General features: G+C 40.7%; 15 protein-coding genes. 8 read left to right on the top strand and 7 right to left on the bottom strand.

The window, feature by feature from the left end; genetic code table 11:
- Window positions 1-196: 196 nt before the first annotated feature.
- On the top strand, window positions 197-1,468 hold the full coding sequence (locus B806_RS0110025; protein ID WP_017386525.1) for a DUF4010 domain-containing protein: 1,272 nt from the start codon (window positions 197-199) through the stop codon (window positions 1,466-1,468).
- A gap of 8 nt (window positions 1,469-1,476) precedes the next feature.
- Here the strand turns inward: B806_RS0110025 and tsaA are convergent, their stop codons facing one another.
- A complete protein-coding gene (tsaA, locus tag B806_RS0110020) occupies window positions 1,477-2,208 on the bottom strand; it encodes a tRNA (N6-threonylcarbamoyladenosine(37)-N6)-methyltransferase TrmO (RefSeq protein ID WP_017386526.1) in 732 nt (243 codons plus the stop codon).
- Between the two features lie 101 nt (window positions 2,209-2,309).
- On the opposite strand from tsaA, the gene B806_RS0110015 reads away from it, so the two are divergent.
- On the top strand, window positions 2,310-3,089 hold the full coding sequence (locus tag B806_RS0110015; RefSeq protein WP_002118187.1) for a ferredoxin--NADP reductase: 780 nt from the start codon (window positions 2,310-2,312) through the stop codon (window positions 3,087-3,089).
- Window positions 3,090-3,144: 55 nt separating this feature from the next.
- On the opposite strand, the gene B806_RS0110010 is transcribed toward B806_RS0110015, so the two are convergent.
- Window positions 3,145-4,014, bottom strand: a complete 870-nt coding sequence (locus tag B806_RS0110010) for a PhzF family phenazine biosynthesis protein (RefSeq protein WP_017386527.1) — start codon at window positions 4,012-4,014, stop codon at window positions 3,145-3,147.
- 232 nt (window positions 4,015-4,246) lie between these two features.
- On the opposite strand from B806_RS0110010, the gene B806_RS0110005 reads away from it, so the two are divergent.
- The 4 genes from B806_RS0110005 (at window position 4,247) to abeS (ending at window position 7,972) form a co-directional block, all read left to right on the top strand.
- Window positions 4,247-5,713, top strand: a complete 1,467-nt coding sequence (locus B806_RS0110005) for a PLP-dependent aminotransferase family protein (protein WP_079380938.1) — start codon at window positions 4,247-4,249, stop codon at window positions 5,711-5,713.
- Between the two features lie 56 nt (window positions 5,714-5,769).
- Window positions 5,770-7,140 carry a tRNA 5-hydroxyuridine modification protein YegQ gene (yegQ, locus tag B806_RS0110000; RefSeq protein ID WP_017402973.1) on the top strand — a complete coding sequence of 457 codons (1,371 nt, stop codon included), beginning with the start codon at window positions 5,770-5,772 and terminating at the stop codon, window positions 7,138-7,140.
- 2 nt (window positions 7,141-7,142) lie between these two features.
- Window positions 7,143-7,406, top strand: coding sequence for a YfhL family 4Fe-4S dicluster ferredoxin (locus tag B806_RS0109995; protein WP_002118193.1), 264 nt, complete (start codon window positions 7,143-7,145; stop codon window positions 7,404-7,406).
- A gap of 236 nt (window positions 7,407-7,642) precedes the next feature.
- A complete protein-coding gene (gene abeS / locus B806_RS0109990) occupies window positions 7,643-7,972 on the top strand; it encodes a multidrug efflux SMR transporter AbeS (protein ID WP_017402972.1) in 330 nt (109 codons plus the stop codon).
- A 74-nt stretch (window positions 7,973-8,046) separates the two neighbouring features.
- Here abeS and B806_RS0109985 read toward each other — a convergent pair whose 3' ends face one another.
- From B806_RS0109985 to adeL, 5 genes are all read right to left on the bottom strand, one after another.
- Window positions 8,047-8,823, bottom strand: coding sequence for an ATP-binding cassette domain-containing protein (locus tag B806_RS0109985; protein ID WP_005068251.1), 777 nt, complete (start codon window positions 8,821-8,823; stop codon window positions 8,047-8,049).
- Window positions 8,824-8,832: 9 nt separating this feature from the next.
- Window positions 8,833-9,546 carry an ABC transporter permease gene (locus B806_RS0109980; RefSeq protein ID WP_017386530.1) on the bottom strand — a complete coding sequence of 238 codons (714 nt, stop codon included), beginning with the start codon at window positions 9,544-9,546 and terminating at the stop codon, window positions 8,833-8,835.
- Complete coding sequence (locus B806_RS0109975) at window positions 9,543-10,232, bottom strand: ABC transporter permease (protein WP_017386531.1); 690 nt, start codon at window positions 10,230-10,232, stop codon at window positions 9,543-9,545. The genes B806_RS0109980 and B806_RS0109975 overlap by 4 nt, the downstream gene beginning before the upstream one ends.
- 91 nt (window positions 10,233-10,323) lie before the next feature.
- Complete coding sequence (locus B806_RS0109970) at window positions 10,324-11,109, bottom strand: ABC transporter substrate-binding protein (protein ID WP_005068246.1); 786 nt, start codon at window positions 11,107-11,109, stop codon at window positions 10,324-10,326.
- Between the two features lie 175 nt (window positions 11,110-11,284).
- Window positions 11,285-12,316, bottom strand: coding sequence for a multidrug efflux transcriptional repressor AdeL (adeL, locus tag B806_RS0109965; protein ID WP_014207232.1), 1,032 nt, complete (start codon window positions 12,314-12,316; stop codon window positions 11,285-11,287).
- Window positions 12,317-12,516: 200 nt separating this feature from the next.
- On the opposite strand from adeL, the gene adeF reads away from it, so the two are divergent.
- The gene (gene adeF, locus B806_RS0109960; RefSeq protein WP_017386532.1) at window positions 12,517-13,737 is read left to right on the top strand and encodes a multidrug efflux RND transporter periplasmic adaptor subunit AdeF; all 1,221 of its coding nucleotides are present in this window, start codon (window positions 12,517-12,519) and stop codon (window positions 13,735-13,737) included.
- A gap of 6 nt (window positions 13,738-13,743) precedes the next feature.
- Window positions 13,744-16,923 carry a multidrug efflux RND transporter permease subunit AdeG gene (gene adeG, locus B806_RS0109955; protein WP_017386533.1) on the top strand — a complete coding sequence of 1,060 codons (3,180 nt, stop codon included), beginning with the start codon at window positions 13,744-13,746 and terminating at the stop codon, window positions 16,921-16,923.
- The last annotated feature ends 5 nt before the right edge of the window (window positions 16,924-16,928 follow it).

The following is a 16,928-nucleotide window of genomic DNA, read 5'->3' as shown; positions in this document are numbered from 1 at the left end:
TAACATCAGTTAATTAAACCAATTCTCATCTTAATATTTTTTTGTGTCACAGGTCATATTTATAGAAATATTTTCTACATAGTTTTGTCTAAAAAAGACACTATGCTCACTATAATAAAAAGCATAAACTGAACATGAATACATGATTTTAAAATGATTCAAATCCACATATAACAATAAGCGAAGAGGAAGTAATATGGAACTTCCAATGACAATGTCATTACAAACAGTATCATTTGAAGAATTCATTACAGTGATTGCTGCGGCACTTGGCTGTGGCTTATTAATTGGTTTAGAACGAGAACGAAGTAAGCTTAAACATGAATACAAAACCTTTGCGGGATTTCGATCTTTTGCCATTAGTGCATTATTAGGAGCGGTCTGTTTTTTATTTGGCATTGAAATTGGAATTGTGGGTGCCTTACTCATTGGTGCCATTAGTATTGTTTCCCTCAAAAATCAACCCAATGACCCAGGCGTAACCACCGAACTCGCCTTTATTATGACTTACTTCATCGGGGCACTTTGCATTTGGAATATTTCGCTCGCAGCCGGCCTAGCTGTGATCATGACAACTATCTTAATAGCTAAGCAGTCTATGCATGGTATTGCCAGTCAATGGATTACTGAATCAGAATTACGTGATGGTATTTTTCTACTTGCCTTACTGTTAATTGCTTTGCCTTTAGTTCCAAATAAACCTTTTTGGGGTCCAGTTTTAAATCCACATGTGATTTTAAAATTACTGACTTTAATCTTATTTGTACAAGCCCTTGCCCATATAGCAAAGCGACTTTTGTCATCTAAAAATGCTTTATTGCTTTCTTCTTTAGCTTCCGGATTTGTTTCTAGTACAGCAACTATTGCCAGTTTAGGTTTAGAAGTACGCTCTGGCAAAGCCAACGCAACAACAAATGCAGGTGCTGCATTGATGTCTTGCGTTTCAACACTGATTCAAACCTTAATTATTGTGATCGGTATTAGCTTTGCTTGGTTCAAGCTGATTATATTTCCTACACTTATTGCCTTACTAGTTTTAGCAGTATGGGCCTTTATTTTATTACGTAAATCCGAACCTAGTACAGCTTCACCCGAGCTTGACTCAAGAATGTTCAGCTTAAAAGAAGCCATTATTATTGCGGGTACACTTACCCTTATTCAGGCAGGTGTTTATGGTTTAAGTATATCTTTAGGCGATGCGGGATTAATCGCGGGGACCTTACTTGCTTCTTTATTTGAAATACATGCAGCTATAGCGGCGGTCATTGTGCAAGGTGAACCTGATAGCGCACATATGACACCTTTATTAATTGCCTTTTTAGGAGGTTTTGCAGTTCACGCTCTTGCTAAAAGTGTGAACTCTGCAATTTCGGGCGGACTACGCTATGCCCTTGCTTTCGTTCCCGCCCAGCTCATTCATATGGCTATTTTTATTACTTTACTTTGGCTCAACATCCACTGGTTTTAAAATATCTATTATGCAAGCGCAGAAGTCTTCACCACATCAATGACTGTAACTACAAATTGATCGACCTTAAAATGAATATCAAAGTCTGAAAATTTCATTTTATAGATTCTTTCAGGGTCTTGTTGATAGGCAGGCCGAGGATCTAAAGCTAATACTTGCTCAAGTTCATTAATGTATTGCGAATCTATTTCTTTATTTTGCAGAAAATATTTTTGCGCTGTTAACGCAGTTTCATTCCAGATAACTGCCTTCCGTTCTGGTTCTGCATGTGCATAACCACTTTGAGCCTCCGCAATTGCATCAGAATATTGAATATAGGGTTTGATATCTAAAATTGGGGTGCCATTTAATAAATCACTTCCAGTGACATAGACACGCACAGACTTCCCCACTTTTTCGACTTTATTAAGTTTTACGACTGAAAGCCCGATTGGAGAAGGTCTATACATACTTCGTGTAGCAAATACTCCAATTTTTTCATTACCACCTAAACGTGGCGGACGAACCTGTGGACGGAACTTATCTGCACTGCCTTGATTTTTATTGTCATGAAACTGCCAAACTAACCAGAGATGACTAAATTGCTCAATTCCCTCAAATGCTAACAAGTCGTTATATGGTTCTACCATATCAATATAAGACTCGATATTGACCAAATTAGGCTGGCGTGGAATACCAAATTTTTCACGATAGGGAGAGCACATGTGGCCAATGATGGGGAAGGTGACAGAATTGATCATCACTTTTTCTTATAAACACAATTAAATATATTCAGTTTATCGGGAATGAAATTAGATTAGAATAGCAATCTGTTTTCTTTTAATCGTGATCGAGACCTTTAATGGCTGCTTTTAACGTTGAACGCATTACTCATGTTCACCACTGGAATGACACTCTTTTCAGTTTTAAAACTACACGCGATACCAGCTTACGTTTTAAAAATGGTCAGTTCGTAATGATCGGACTTGAAGTGAATGGCAAACCGTTAATGCGTGCGTATTCGATTGCAAGTGCAAACTACGAAGAAGAGTTAGAATTCTTCTCAATTAAAGTACAAGACGGTCCTTTAACTTCGATTTTGCAAAAAGTACAAGTTGGTGATGAAATCTTAGTTTCTAAAAAACCAACAGGTACTTTGGTTCATGATGACCTTTTACCAGGTAAAAACTTATACCTTTTATCTTCTGGTACTGGTCTTGCTCCATTCTTATCAATTATTCGTGATCCAGAAACTTACGAACGCTTTGAAAAAGTAATCGTTGTTCATGGTACACGCTATATTTCTGAATTAGCTTATCAAGACCTTATCTTGAACGAATTACCAAACCACGAATTCTTTGAAGAGTTAGGTATTAAAGACAAGCTTGTTTACTACCCTACTGTTACTCGTGAACCTTTCCACACTCAAGGCCGTGTAACAACTGCAATTGAAACTGGCGCTTTATTCGAAAAAATCGGTTTACCACGCTTCAACCGTGAAACTGACCGTGCAATGCTTTGCGGTAGCCCTGCATTCTTAAAAGATGTGGCTGCATTACTTGACCAACACGGTTTAGTTGAATCACCTCGTATGGGTGAAATGGGCGACTACGTCATTGAACGTGCGTTCGTAGAAAAATAATTTTTTCTAGACATAAAAAAACCGAGGCAAAGTCCTCGGTTTTTTTATGTCTGTTTTACAATTTAATTGTGCCATCGATACAGGTGACAGCGGTTCCACCCACTAAAATTTTATCTTGATACAATTCAAGTTGAAGTTGTCCATCTCGACCTACCACCCCACCTTGTGAAGAAACTACGACATCATTTTGTGCAGGAAGAATCCCATAATAACGAATAAATGAAGCTACGCTACCATTACCACTACCACAAACAGGATCTTCATTTATTCCACATGAAGGGGCAAATGAACGAACTTCTATGTGTTTTTGTTCATCATTATTTTCATGAAAACCAAAAACTGTCGCACCCGTAACTTTCATTTCTAAATCATGTTCTTTTAAAGCGGCAAAGTCTGGTTGGCTATCTAGAACAGCCTCAGCATTAACAGCTTGTAATACAATCCAGCGCGCCCCTACATCAATCAATGCAGCGTTCCATTGAGTATTAATTTCACATTTTAAAATTTCTGCTAATTTCTCAGTATGCATAGCATCTAGTGGAGTAATTTTAGGCTTAGGGAGTTCAAATGAAATATGACTTGACTCACTCACGGTCAGAGTCACTAAACCAGCACCGCACTGCTGTACCAGCTTACCTTCTTTCGCTTTAATTAGACCCGCCTCAAGCAAAGCATAGGCAGTACCAATTGTAGGATGGCCTGCAAATGGCAACTCACTTTGCGGAGTAAAAATTCGAACCTGATAATCAGCTTGAGAATCGGTCGCAGGGAGTACAAATGTGGTTTCAGAAAGATTGGTCCAGTTCGCAATGGCTTGCATCTGCTCAGACGTTAAAGTGCTGGCGTCCATAATGACCGCAACAGGATTTCCTTTAAATGCTTGTGAAGTAAAAACATCAACTTGTTTAAATGCAACAACAGACATAGACCCACTCCTACTGATTTTGTAATTAAAAAATTATGGCTATTAAGTCCTTACCATTTCTTGATCTTACTGATTTATTTTTAATGGTCACAGTATCAGTTAATATTAAAAATAATAGACACAGTTGTTAAAAATAGATTCAGATTAAATGGATAAATCTATAAAACTAACAATATTTGAGATAATTAAGAGATCACTATAGAGTGTATCCATTGCTTTGGCTTTTTAATGAATTGACATGTACAAATATAAAAAAGTGAGTGATGACCTCACCCTGCAAATTCAAAATGGTAGGCAACCTGTGGGTTCTCGGATGCCATCAATTCGAGATTGTGCCCAGCATTATCAGGTCAGTATTAACACTGTAAAAGAAGCTTATCGCCAGCTTGAAGATCAAGGTTTAATTTCAGTTCGTCCACAGTCTGGCTACTATGTTTGTCATGCTCCTTCAAACTTATTAGAACTCGAAGAGCGTTATGTCAGTGAAGAAAAAGTATCTCTTTCAGGAATTAGCTGTTTTCTCGCACAAATTGTTAAAAAACAAATGGACCCCGACTATGTCAATTTGGCCCTAGCTTGCCCTTCTGGGGAAAATTTTTATCCAATTGAACGCTTAAAACGCTTAACTGCTCAGGTGTTGCGCTCTCAATCAGATATTTTTAAAAGCTATACCTTGCCGCCCGGTTCTATACGTTTACGTACTCAAATTGCTAGACGAAGCTTACAGTTAGGTATGTTTCTTTCAGCAGATGATATTGTGCTGACTCATGGCACGATGGAGGCTTTAAGTCTCGCGATTATGGCAACAACTCAAGCGGGCGACAGCATAGCTCTTGAGATTCCTACATTTCACAACCTGTACCCACTCCTTCATAATTTAGGTCGAAAAATTGTAGAAGTACCGACCTCGCCACATACAGGTATGTGTCTGGATGCACTTGAAGAACTCTTAAAATCTCAAAGTGTACAAGCCATTTTAACCATTCCGACAGGACACAATCCTCTCGGTTTTAGCATGCCTGAGAGCAGCCGCCGTCGCTTGGCAGAGTTAGCTAATCAGTTTCAAGTTCCTGTTATTGAAGATGCGATGTATGCTGAATTGCAACTCACCGAACCTCTCTTACCCAACATCAAAACGTTTGACCAGAACGGATGGGTTTTGGTGTGTGGTAGCTATACCAAGACTGTAGCACCTGATTATCGGATTGGTTGGTTAGAAGCTGGGCGCTTTCGTAATATTGTGCAGCAGCTTAAATTTACAACCACTGTTGCCGAGCCAGCTTTACTCACAGAAACGTTAGGCCTTTTCTTAGAAAATGGTGGTTATGACCTGCATTTACGTCAACTCAAAAAACGCTATCAACAACAAATTGACACCATCAAATCTTATATTTGCCGCTATTTCCCACTCGGTACCCGAGTCAGTCGTCCGCAAGCGGGATTTATTTTATGGTTAGAGCTCCCCGAATCAATTGACACCCTAGAACTGTTTCATCAGGCCATGGATGAAAAAATCTTATGTATGCCGGGAATTTTGTGTTCGGCTGATAAACGATTTAGTCATTGTTTACGTATTGCAGCTTGTTTTGAGTTAAACCCCAAAATGTTAAATGCTTTGATGCGCTTAGGAGAACTAGCAAAAAATATGCTGCCCGTACAAAAGGATAGTGGTCAAATCCCTACTAATTCAGTAGGTTGAATCCCAAATGCGGAGTTAATAAAATAAAACCATATACTTTTTATGCCTTTTATTTTATGAAAACTGAGCTTCTCTCTCCCGCAGGTTCACTTAAAAACATGCGCTATGCTTTTGCCTATGGTGCAGATGCCGTATATGCAGGCCAACCACGTTACAGTTTACGTGTGCGTAATAATGCTTTTGATCATGACAACCTAAAAATCGGAATTGATGAAGCCCACGCTTTGGGCAAAAAGTTTTATGTTGTGGTGAACATTCAACCGCATAACAGCAAATTAAAAAACTTTATTCGTGATCTTGAACCAATTGTAGCGATGCAACCAGATGCACTCATTATGTCTGATCCGGGCTTAATCATGATGGTGCGTGAGCATTTTCCAGAAATGCAAATTCATCTATCGGTTCAAGCCAACGCTATTAATTGGGCCACTGTTAAGTTTTGGAAAGACTACGGTCTAAGCCGTGTGATTTTATCGCGTGAGTTATCTTTAGAAGAAATAGAAGAAATCCAGCAATACGTACCCGATATTGAACTTGAAGTTTTTGTACATGGTGCTCTATGCATGGCCTACTCAGGCCGCTGCTTACTTTCCGGATATATGAACAAGCGTGATGCCAACCAAGGTGCTTGTACCAATGCTTGCCGTTGGGACTATAAGTTGCATGAAGCCCAAGAAGATCCAAACGGTGATGTGATTCCAGTTACTCAGCTCAATGAGTCAGAAAAGTCTTGCTGCTCATCAGTACAATTAGAAACAACCTCGACTCAAACGCTGTTGGTACAACGCAATGATGAAGAAATGTTTGCTGCCGAAGAAGATGAACACGGCACCTATTTTATGAATTCTAAAGATTTACGTGCGGTACAACATGTAGATCGTTTAACCAAAATGGGGATTGCCTCACTGAAAATTGAAGGCCGTACTAAATCCTATTTTTACTGTGCCCGTACTGCTCAAATTTATCGAAAAGCTATTGATGATACTTTAGCAGGCAAACCATTTGACCCAAGCTTAATGAGCCAGCTTGAAGGTTTGGCAAATCGTGGTTATACCGAAGGCTTTTTGAGACGTCATGTGCATAGCGAATATCAAAACTATGCTGATGGTTCATCGCATTTCGACTACCAACAATTTTGTGGAGAGGTTTTAGAACGTCACGGCGATTATATTCGCATTGAAGTTAAAAACCGTTTTGTGGTGGGCGACTCACTTGAGCTGATGACGCCTCAAGGCAATATCACCTTTACCTTAACCGAAATGCGCGATTTAAAAGGTAACCTAATTACAGATGCTAAAGGTTCGGGGGATTTTGTTGAGATTCCACTTTCACAAGCTGTTGATATTAGATATGCCCTACTCATACGAAATTTACCGCATGCTAAGGAAAACATTACTGCCTCAACATTAGCTTATTCAGCGAGTTAAACATGGCACTTTTGATTACGAATGACTGTATCAATTGTGATATGTGCTTACCGGAATGCCCCAATACAGCTATTTTTGAAGGCAACAAAGTTTATGAAATTGATCCACTTCGTTGTACAGAATGTGTAGGCTTTTATGATGCACCCACATGTAAGGCGGTTTGCCCTATCGATTGCATAAAACCAGACCCTGCCCATATTGAAAATAAAGAGCAACTGCTAGAGAAATTTAAGGATTTAAATATACTCGGCGAATCTATCTCTTAAAAAGTCTATCGAGGATCAGGCTAAGGTGGCTGATCCTCTTAAATGACTATACAGATCAATGATTAAATAAATGAATAAATAGCTTAAGCCACTTTGCTAATGATAAAATCAAATGATCAGTTCAGTTTGTTTTACTGGTATTTTTGTACCCCAAAAATTGCACAATCGTTAAAACTGGTCTAACCATTTCAACATTTCATATAGATTGATTAAAACTCTTTCTGGCGTAGCTCCCCATGTCTTATCTTTATTTAGCAATTGCGATTGCTTGTGAAGTCGTTGCAACTTCAGCCTTAAAAGCATCTCAAGGTTTTACTGTTCCCATTCCGTCCATCGTTACTGTTGTGGGCTATGCAATTGCTTTTTATTTATTATCCCTGACGCTAAAAACAATTCCGATCGGGATTGCATATGCCATTTGGTCGGGTGCGGGTATTATTTTAATTTCTGCAATTGGCTGGATATTTTACAAACAGCATTTAGACTTGGCGGCCTGTATTGGTCTTACTTTAATGATTGCAGGTATTGTGATTATTAATGTGTTTTCTAAAAATACCCATTTATAAAATATAAATAAAAAGAAACCGAGTACGATGAAACTCTTTTTATAAAAAATTTCACCTTACTCGGTATGAACAGCTTATTTCAAACTGCCCGTCAAAAATTGTTTTAGACGCTCACTTTTCGGGTTATTGAGTACTTCATCAGGATGGCCCTGTTCCTCAATTTTCCCTTGATGCAAGAAAATCACTTGATTAGATACATGACGCGCGAAGCCCATTTCATGTGTCACCACAATCATAGTACGTCCTTCTTCAGCCAAGCCCTGCATTACTTTTAGTACTTCACCCACCAGCTCTGGATCAAGCGCACTGGTTGGTTCATCGAACAACATAACTTCTGGTTCCATAGCCAAAGCACGAGCAATCGCTACACGTTGCTGCTGACCACCAGATAAAAATGCCGGATATTTACTTTCAACACTTTCAGGTAATCCAACTTTGCGTAGATATTTGCGTGCACGCTCTTCAGCTTCAGCACGTTTTACCCCAAGTACGTGAATCGGCCCTTCAATGACATTTTCTAGCACTGTCATGTGAGACCACAAATTAAAATGCTGAAATACCATCATGAGCTGCGTACGCATTTTTTGTAGTTGCTTTGGTTCAACTACTTTTAAATTGCCTTTCTTATCAAAGACTGTGCGTAGTTTTTCACCATTAAGCTTAATCGTGCCATTGCTCGGTTGTTCTAAAAAGTTAATGCAACGCAGTAAGGTACTTTTACCTGAACCCGATGAACCAATGATACTAATTACATCACCGGCATTTGCATCAAGTGATATTCCTTTAAGCACTTCATGATCGCCGAATTTCTTATGTAAATCGCGAATCACTAGTTTTGCAACTTGTTCCATTTATGTCTCCTAATGATTCGATGGCTTTAAAAATGCCAACCAACGTTTTTCCAACTTACGAAATATCCAAATCAAAATAAATGCCAGCAATGCATACAACACCGCGGCAATTCCAAAAGCATTGAAGGTGTCATAGGTTGCCGCATTCACATCACGCGCAATTTTTAAAATGTCAGGAACTGTTGCTGTAAATGCAATGGTTGTAGCATGCAACATTAAAATGACTTCATTGCCGTAAAATGGTAAAGCACGGCGTAACATCGACGGAATGATAATACGAGTGTATCGTTTCCATTTTGACATACCGAAAGCTTGTGCAGCCTCAATCTCGCCATGTGGAATAGAACGAATCGCCCCAGCGAAGATTTCAGTGGTATATGCACCAGTATTGAGCGCGAATGCCAAAATGGTGCAATTTATGCCCTCTCGAAAAAAAGCATCAAGAGTCTGGTGTTCATGGATGTAATCAAAGCTGTAAATACCTGAATAAATAATCAGCAGTTGGATGTAAAGTGGTGTGCCACGGAAAACATAGGTATATAACCAAACTGGGCCACGCAACCAAAGGTTTTCCGATACTCGTGCAAGTGATAAGGGCACAGCGAGAACAAAACCAATGCCAATAGAAAGCACCAATAACCAAGCAGTCATCGCCACTCCGGTCATTTGTAAACCATCGGTCCAAAGGTATGCCTGCCAATATTGTTGAAGGATTTCAATCATAATTGTCCCTTCCTTACACCAGCAGAATAACGACGTTCAAGCCACATTAAAATCAGATTCGACACGGTGGTAATTGCCAAATAGATCGCAGCAGCCACGATGCTAAAAAAGAACAGTTGCATGGTACTTCTACCCGCATCTTGCGTAATTTTTACAATATCAGTCAGGCCAATAATAGAAACTAGTGCGGTCGCCTTAATCAAAACTTGCCAGTTATTACCAATACCAGGCAAAGCGAAACGCATCATTTGAGGGAATAATACACGGTGAAAAACCTGCCAAGACGACATACCATAAGCCATTGCTGCTTCAATTTGGCCTTTTGGAACCGATTGAAATGCACCACGAAAGGTCTCGGTAAAATATGCACCATAAATGAACGCTAAAGTAATCACACCCGCCACAAATGGGTTGATATCAATTTGGTCCATTTGCAGTGCTTCAGTAATTTGGTTAAGCCCCAACTGCAAGCTATAAAATAACAGCAGCATAATGACCAAGTCAGGTACACTTCGAATGAGCGTAGTGTAAGCGGTTGCTATATAACGTAAAATTTTAATACTAGAGAGTTTTGAGCTCGCACCAATTAAGCCAATAATCACAGAAAGTAAAAGTGACAACAACGCAAGCTGTATGGTCATCCATGTCCCGCTGAGCAGGAGTGGCCCAAAGCCAGAAAAAAACATGACTCATCTTCTCCTTAAAAACAATATCTAATATTGATGAGATGAGAATAGATTTAAAAATGTCGGCGCAAAGCCGACATTTTTCACATCATTAGTAAATGCTAAAGGAGAAATATTTTTTCTCGAGTTTTTTGTATGTGCCATCTGCAATGATTGCAGCGAGTGCTTTATTAATATTGGCTTTTAAATCTGCATCTTCTTTGCGTAATCCAATCGCTGCGCCTACACCTAGTGTTTTTGCATCAACCACATTGCCACCAGCAAAACTGAAGTTTTTGCCTTTTGCTTGTTTTAAGAAAGCGCCATCAACCATAATTGCATCTTGTAAAGTCGCATCCAGACGACCTGACATCATGTCTTGATAAATCAAATCTTGGACTGGATAAGGTACAACCGTTACACCTTTTGGTGCCCAATAGGTTTTGGCATAAGTTTCTTGAATTGTGCCCTGTTGTACACCGACACGTTTACCTTTCAAAGAGGCAGCGGTAGGTAATAAAGGCGAGCCTTTTTTTGCAACCATACGGGTTGGTGTATTGTAGATTTTGCTACTAAATGCAATTTGTTTTGCACGCTCATCAGTGACTGTCATTGATGAAAGAATGCCATCAAATTTTTTCGCTTTAAGTGCTGGAATCATCCCATCAAAAGAGTTTTCAACCCAAACACATTTGGCTTTGAGTTTTGCACAAATCGCATTACCCAAATCAACATCAAAACCAGTTAACTTGCCATCTGGTGTTTTATATTCAAACGGCGCATAAGACGACTCAGTACCAAAACGAATCACCTTCCAATCCTTTGCTTGAACATTCGTTGCAACAGCAGCCAAAACTAAGGTTGTTGAAACGAACATTTTTTTCATAAAGCTTGCCATCTTGAAGCTTCTCCTTAAAATCCTAATAAGGTGATAAAAATTTGAGCAATTTCTAAATTACTCTTCTGCCGAAAGAATTGCAATTTCTATACCAGTAAATTAAGGATTTATGAAGGTGTCTGAATAATGGATTGTATTAACTGTTTAAATGTTGAAAAATCACTCAAATTTTAAGTTAGTTTTTGAGTGTATAAGCTTCAGCAATATTATGCTGCTCGACCAAAGTACGAATTGTATATTCATGACCAGTTTCTTTATCACAGGCAAATTCACATTTTTGATCTAATGACATTGAACAACCACTCAGCAATGGACAACCTGCAAATAATTCGGCGACCCAATCTACAAACACTTTTACTTTAAGCGATAAATGACGATTTTGAAGATAAACTGCTGAAATCGGCATTGGCGCCGGCGTCCACTGAGGCAATACCTCTTTTAACAAACCCGATTCTAAATGGTTGGTGAGCATATAACGTGGGCCTTGAATTATACCGAAACCCTGCAAAGCTAAGTCGATATAAGCATCACCGTCATTTACAGAAACACGTCCACGTACTGACACACTTTTAATTAAATCATCAACCACAAAGTCCCAATCAAAGTTGCGTCCGGTACGGCTTGAAAAGAAGTGAATCGCTTTATGATTTTTCTGTAAATCTTCAATTGAAGTGGGCTCGCCATATTTTTCTAAATAAATCGGTGAAGCAGCTGTTGCACACTGGAAAGTTCCAATACGACGCGCAATTAAGCTTGAATCTTTTAATTCACCGACCCGAATTGCACAATCGACGGCCTCTCCCACCAAATCTACAGGTCGGTCGTTAAGGCCAATTACTAAATCAATATCCGGATAGCGTGCATGGAAATCGCGCAGCCTTGGAATTAAGATTAAACGCCCAATCGATACAGGCACATCAATACGAAGCTGACCTCTTGGTCCCCGCTCTGCATCATGAAAGGAAGATTCAATATCGGAAACATCCGCTAAAATGCGGGCTGTCCGATCATAATATACGGCACCATCTGGTGTGAGACTGATTTTTCGTGTCGTACGATTCAACAGACGAACTTGTAAATGTTTCTCTAAAGCCTGAATGGTTGTCGTCACAGAAGCACGCGGTAGGCCTAAACTGTCAGCAGCTAAACTGAAACTATTTGTTTCGACAACTTTGTTAAATACTTTCATCGCATGAAATAGATCCACACGCACACTCCTATCAATCAATACATTTTTTAATCAAACACATCAATTGTTATAAAAATACGAATAGTGTTATCGAATTTAATATATTTATTCGTGATTGACAAACTTTTATGCTCCGTCCATCCCATAAACCCTGTTTCTCCCATACGGACCAAAACTAAAAGTCTGAAAACAGGTATCCAAATAACTAGGAGCACCTCATGTCATTTTCCCGCAAACAGTTCGCACTGTCTGCCATCTTTGTTGCCCTTTTAGCAACAGGAGGCAGTTTTATGTTTTTACATGAAAATGCCGATGCAAAAGCTGCACCGACCTCTGCCCAACAAGCTGCAACTGTTGATATTTCTAATGTCATCAGCAAAACCATTACCGACTGGCAAGAATACTCCGGTCGTTTAGAAGCAATTGATCAAGTCGATATTCGACCCCAAGTTTCCGGCAAACTCATTGCCGTTCACTTCAAAGATGGAAGTCTCGTAAAAAAAGGCGATTTACTTTTCACAATCGACCCTCGTCCTTTTGAAGCAGAACTGAATCGTGCCCAAGCTCAACTCGCTTCGGCTGAGGCTCAAGTAACATATACGGCTTCTAACCTTTCTCGTATTCAACGTTTAATTCAGAGTAATGCTGTTTCTCGCCAAGAGTTAGATCTAGCTGAAAATGATGCACGCTCAGCCAATGCTAACCTGCAAGCCGCTAGAGCAGCCGTTCAATCTGCACGTTTAAATCTGGAATACACGCGTATTACAGCACCAGTCAGCGGCCGAATTTCACGAGCTGAAGTGACCGTGGGCAATGTCGTCTCCGCGGGTAACGGCGCACAGGTTTTAACAAGTTTAGTGTCAGTATCACGTCTATACGCATCTTTTGATGTTGATGAACAAACTTACCTCAAATACATCAGTAATCAGCGTAACTCAGCAAAAGTTCCTGTCTATATGGGACTTGCTAATGAAACAGGCTTTACTCGTGAAGGTACGATCAACTCAATTGACAATAACCTAGATGCAACCTCAGGTACGATTCGTGTCCGCGCGACTTTTGACAATCCAAACGGTGTTTTATTACCGGGCCTATATGCACGAATTCGTTTAGGTGGAGGCCAACCTCGCCCAGCGATTCTGATTAGTCCAACCGCGGTTGGTGTCGACCAAGATAAACGTTTTGTTGTAGTAGTTGATGCGAAAAATCAAACAGCTTACCGCGAAGTAAAACTCGGTGCACAACAAGATGGCTTGCAAATCGTGAATAGCGGACTACAAGCGGGTGATCGTATTGTAGTGAACGGGTTACAGCGAATTCGCCCGGGTGACCCTGTGACCCCACACCTCGTTCCGATGCCAAATTCACAAATCACTGCTAACGCTACTCCTCCTCAACCTCAGCCACCAGATAAAACATCAACTCCGGCAAAAGGTTAATCACATATGAATATTTCTAAATTTTTTATTGATCGGCCGATCTTTGCTGGTGTGTTATCAGTACTGATTTTACTCGCCGGTCTGCTTTCGGTATTCCAGTTACCGATTTCTGAATATCCGGAAGTTGTTCCGCCATCTGTGGTAGTACGTGCTCAATATCCGGGTGCAAACCCGAAAGTGATTGCTGAAACTGTTGCTTCTCCGCTTGAAGAATCAATCAACGGCGTCGAAGACATGCTGTACATGCAATCTCAAGCAAACAGCGACGGTAATTTAACCATTACAGTGAACTTTAAGCTCGGTATTGATCCAGACAAAGCGCAACAGCTGGTTCAAAACCGCGTGTCTCAGGCCATGCCTCGCTTACCTGAAGACGTACAGCGTTTAGGTGTCACTACCTTAAAAAGCTCACCTACTTTAACCATGGTTGTGCATCTGACTTCACCAGATAATCGCCATGACATGACCTACTTACGTAACTATGCGGTACTCAACGTAAAAGACCGTTTGGCACGTTTACAAGGTGTCGGTGAAGTCGGATTATTTGGTTCTGGTGACTATGCGATGCGCGTGTGGCTCGACCCGCAAAAGGTAGCACAGCGTAACCTCACCGCGACCGAAATTGTAACCGCCATCCGTGAACAAAATATTCAGGTTGCAGCGGGTACAATCGGTGCATCACCAAGTAATTCACCTTTACAGCTTTCAGTCAATGCTCAAGGTCGTTTAACCACTGAACAAGAATTTGCAGATATCATTTTAAAAACGGCACCAGATGGCGCGGTTACCCGATTGGGTGATGTTGCTCGTGTTGAACTTGCAGCCTCTCAATATGGCTTACGTTCGTTACTCGATAATAAACAAGCGGTTGCCATTCCAATTTTCCAAGCACCGGGTGCCAACGCTTTACAAGTTTCCGATCAAGTGCGTAGCACGATGAAGGAGCTTTCAAAAGATTTCCCATCTTCAATTAAATACGACATTGTATACGACCCGACTCAATTCGTACGTGCAAGTATTAAAGCGGTCGTTCATACCCTACTTGAAGCAATTGCACTGGTTGTTGTGGTTGTTATTTTATTCTTACAAACATGGCGTGCCTCAATCATTCCATTGCTTGCTGTACCGGTTTCAATTATTGGTACATTCGCGCTCATGCTCGCTTTTGGTTACTCAATCAATGCGCTATCACTGTTCGGGATGGTACTTGCCATCGGCATTGTGGTCGATGACGCCATTGTGGTCGTCGAAAATGTCGAGAGGAATATTGAAGCAGGCTTAAGTCCAAGAGATGCAACTTATCGTGCCATGCGAGAAGTGAGTGGACCGATTATTGCCATTGCCTTAACGCTCGTTGCCGTGTTCGTACCACTTGCATTTATGACAGGCTTAACAGGGCAGTTTTATAAACAATTTGCCATGACCATTGCCATTTCAACGGTTATTTCGGCATTTAACTCCCTTACCCTATCTCCTGCTTTGGCTGCCATGTTACTAAAAGGACATGATGCTAAACCTGATGCATTAACACGCCTTATGAACCGTGTATTCGGACGTTTCTTTGCGCTGTTTAACCGTGTGTTTACCCGTGCGTCAGACAACTATGGTAAAGGGGTAAGTCGTGTTATCTCCCATAAAGCATCGGCAATGGGTGTCTATGCTGCACTTCTAGGCTTAACCGTTGGTATTTCTTATATTGTTCCGGGTGGCTTTGTTCCAGCTCAAGACAAACAATATTTAATTAGCTTTGCTCAATTACCGAACGGCGCGTCTTTAGATCGTACCGAAGCAGTGATTCGTAAAATGAGTGACACTGCACTTAAACAGCCTGGTGTAGAAAGTGCAGTTGCCTTCCCTGGTCTATCAATTAACGGTTTTACCAACAGTTCGAGTGCTGGTATTGTCTTTGTGACCTTAAAGCCATTCGATGAACGTAAGGCTAAAGACTTATCTGCCAATGCAATTGCTGGTGCTCTCAACCAAAAATATTCAGCTATTCAAGATGCCTATATCGCGGTTTTCCCACCACCACCAGTGATGGGCTTAGGCACCATGGGTGGCTTTAAGCTCCAACTTGAAGACCGAGTTGCCTTAGGCTATTCAGCCTTAAATGATGCTGCACAAAACTTTATGAAAGCAGCACAATCAGCTCCTGAACTGGGTCCAATGTTCTCAAGTTATCAAATTAACGTACCTCAACTCAATGTAGATTTGGACCGCGTGAAAGCCAAGCAACAAGGTGTTGCTGTAACAGATGTTTTCAACACCATGCAAATTTATTTAGGTTCTCAGTACGTTAACGACTTTAACCGCTTTGGACGTGTTTATCAGGTTCGTGCACAAGCCGATGCGCCTTTCCGTGCAAATCCTGAAGATATTTTACAGCTTAAAACCCGTAACAGTGCCGGACAAATGGTGCCGTTATCTTCATTGGTAAATGTGACTCAAACTTATGGTCCAGAAATGGTGGTACGTTATAACGGCTATACCTCAGCAGATATTAACGGTGGCCCTGCCCCAGGTTATTCATCTAGCCAAGCTGAAGCTGCGGTTGAACGTATTGCTGCTCAAACTCTACCGCGTGGTATCAAGTTTGAATGGACAGATTTAACTTACCAAAAAATCTTGGCTGGTAATGCAGGACTCTGGGTATTCCCAATTAGCGTATTACTGGTGTTCTTGGTTTTAGCTGCTCAATATGAAAGTCTAACTTTGCCTTTAGCAGTCATTTTAATTGTACCGATGGGAATCTTGGCGGCTCTAACAGGTGTTTGGCTAACAGGCGGAGATAACAACATCTTTACCCAAATTGGTCTGATGGTGCTTGTCGGGCTGGCTTGTAAAAATGCCATATTAATTGTCGAATTTGCACGGGAACTCGAAATGCAAGGTGCGACTGCATTCAAAGCGGCAGTTGAAGCAAGTCGTCTACGTTTACGCCCAATTTTAATGACTTCTATTGCATTCATTATGGGTGTCGTACCACTGGTTACTTCAACTGGTGCAGGTTCTGAAATGCGTCATGCGATGGGTATTGCAGTGTTCTTCGGCATGATCGGTGTAACGCTGTTTGGTTTGTTCCTGACCCCTGCCTTTTATGTCCTGATTCGCACATTGAACAGCAAACATAAATTGCATTCGGCAGCAGTTCATGAAGCACCTTTATCTACCCCACATGATCATTAAGGAGG

Origin of the sequence: Acinetobacter sp. TG2027 (assembly GCF_000302435.1) — a bacterium.
In the GTDB taxonomy this organism is placed as follows: Bacteria; Pseudomonadota; Gammaproteobacteria; order Pseudomonadales; family Moraxellaceae; genus Acinetobacter; species Acinetobacter pittii.
The sequence above is the reverse complement of the archived record's forward strand: the minus strand, read 5'-3'. Positions and strand labels throughout refer to the sequence as shown.

Excerpts from the sequence above, each read along its gene's own strand:
- B806_RS0110025 (WP_017386525.1), top strand. The coding sequence starts at position 197 with ATGGAACTTCCAATGACAATGTCATTACAAACAGTATCATTTGAAGAA.
- tsaA (WP_017386526.1), bottom strand. The coding sequence starts at position 2,208 with ATGATCAATTCTGTCACCTTCCCCATCATTGGCCACATGTGCTCTCCC.
- B806_RS0110015 (WP_002118187.1), top strand. The coding sequence starts at position 2,310 with ATGGCTGCTTTTAACGTTGAACGCATTACTCATGTTCACCACTGGAAT.
- B806_RS0110010 (WP_017386527.1), bottom strand. The coding sequence starts at position 4,014 with ATGTCTGTTGTTGCATTTAAACAAGTTGATGTTTTTACTTCACAAGCA.
- yegQ (WP_017402973.1), top strand. The coding sequence starts at position 5,770 with ATGAAAACTGAGCTTCTCTCTCCCGCAGGTTCACTTAAAAACATGCGC.
- B806_RS0109995 (WP_002118193.1), top strand. The coding sequence starts at position 7,143 with ATGGCACTTTTGATTACGAATGACTGTATCAATTGTGATATGTGCTTA.
- abeS (WP_017402972.1), top strand. The coding sequence starts at position 7,643 with ATGTCTTATCTTTATTTAGCAATTGCGATTGCTTGTGAAGTCGTTGCA.
- B806_RS0109985 (WP_005068251.1), bottom strand. The coding sequence starts at position 8,823 with ATGGAACAAGTTGCAAAACTAGTGATTCGCGATTTACATAAGAAATTC.
- B806_RS0109980 (WP_017386530.1), bottom strand. The coding sequence starts at position 9,546 with ATGATTGAAATCCTTCAACAATATTGGCAGGCATACCTTTGGACCGAT.
- B806_RS0109975 (WP_017386531.1), bottom strand. The coding sequence starts at position 10,232 with ATGTTTTTTTCTGGCTTTGGGCCACTCCTGCTCAGCGGGACATGGATG.
- B806_RS0109970 (WP_005068246.1), bottom strand. The coding sequence starts at position 11,109 with ATGGCAAGCTTTATGAAAAAAATGTTCGTTTCAACAACCTTAGTTTTG.
- adeF (WP_017386532.1), top strand. The coding sequence starts at position 12,517 with ATGTCATTTTCCCGCAAACAGTTCGCACTGTCTGCCATCTTTGTTGCC.
- adeG (WP_017386533.1), top strand. The coding sequence starts at position 13,744 with ATGAATATTTCTAAATTTTTTATTGATCGGCCGATCTTTGCTGGTGTG.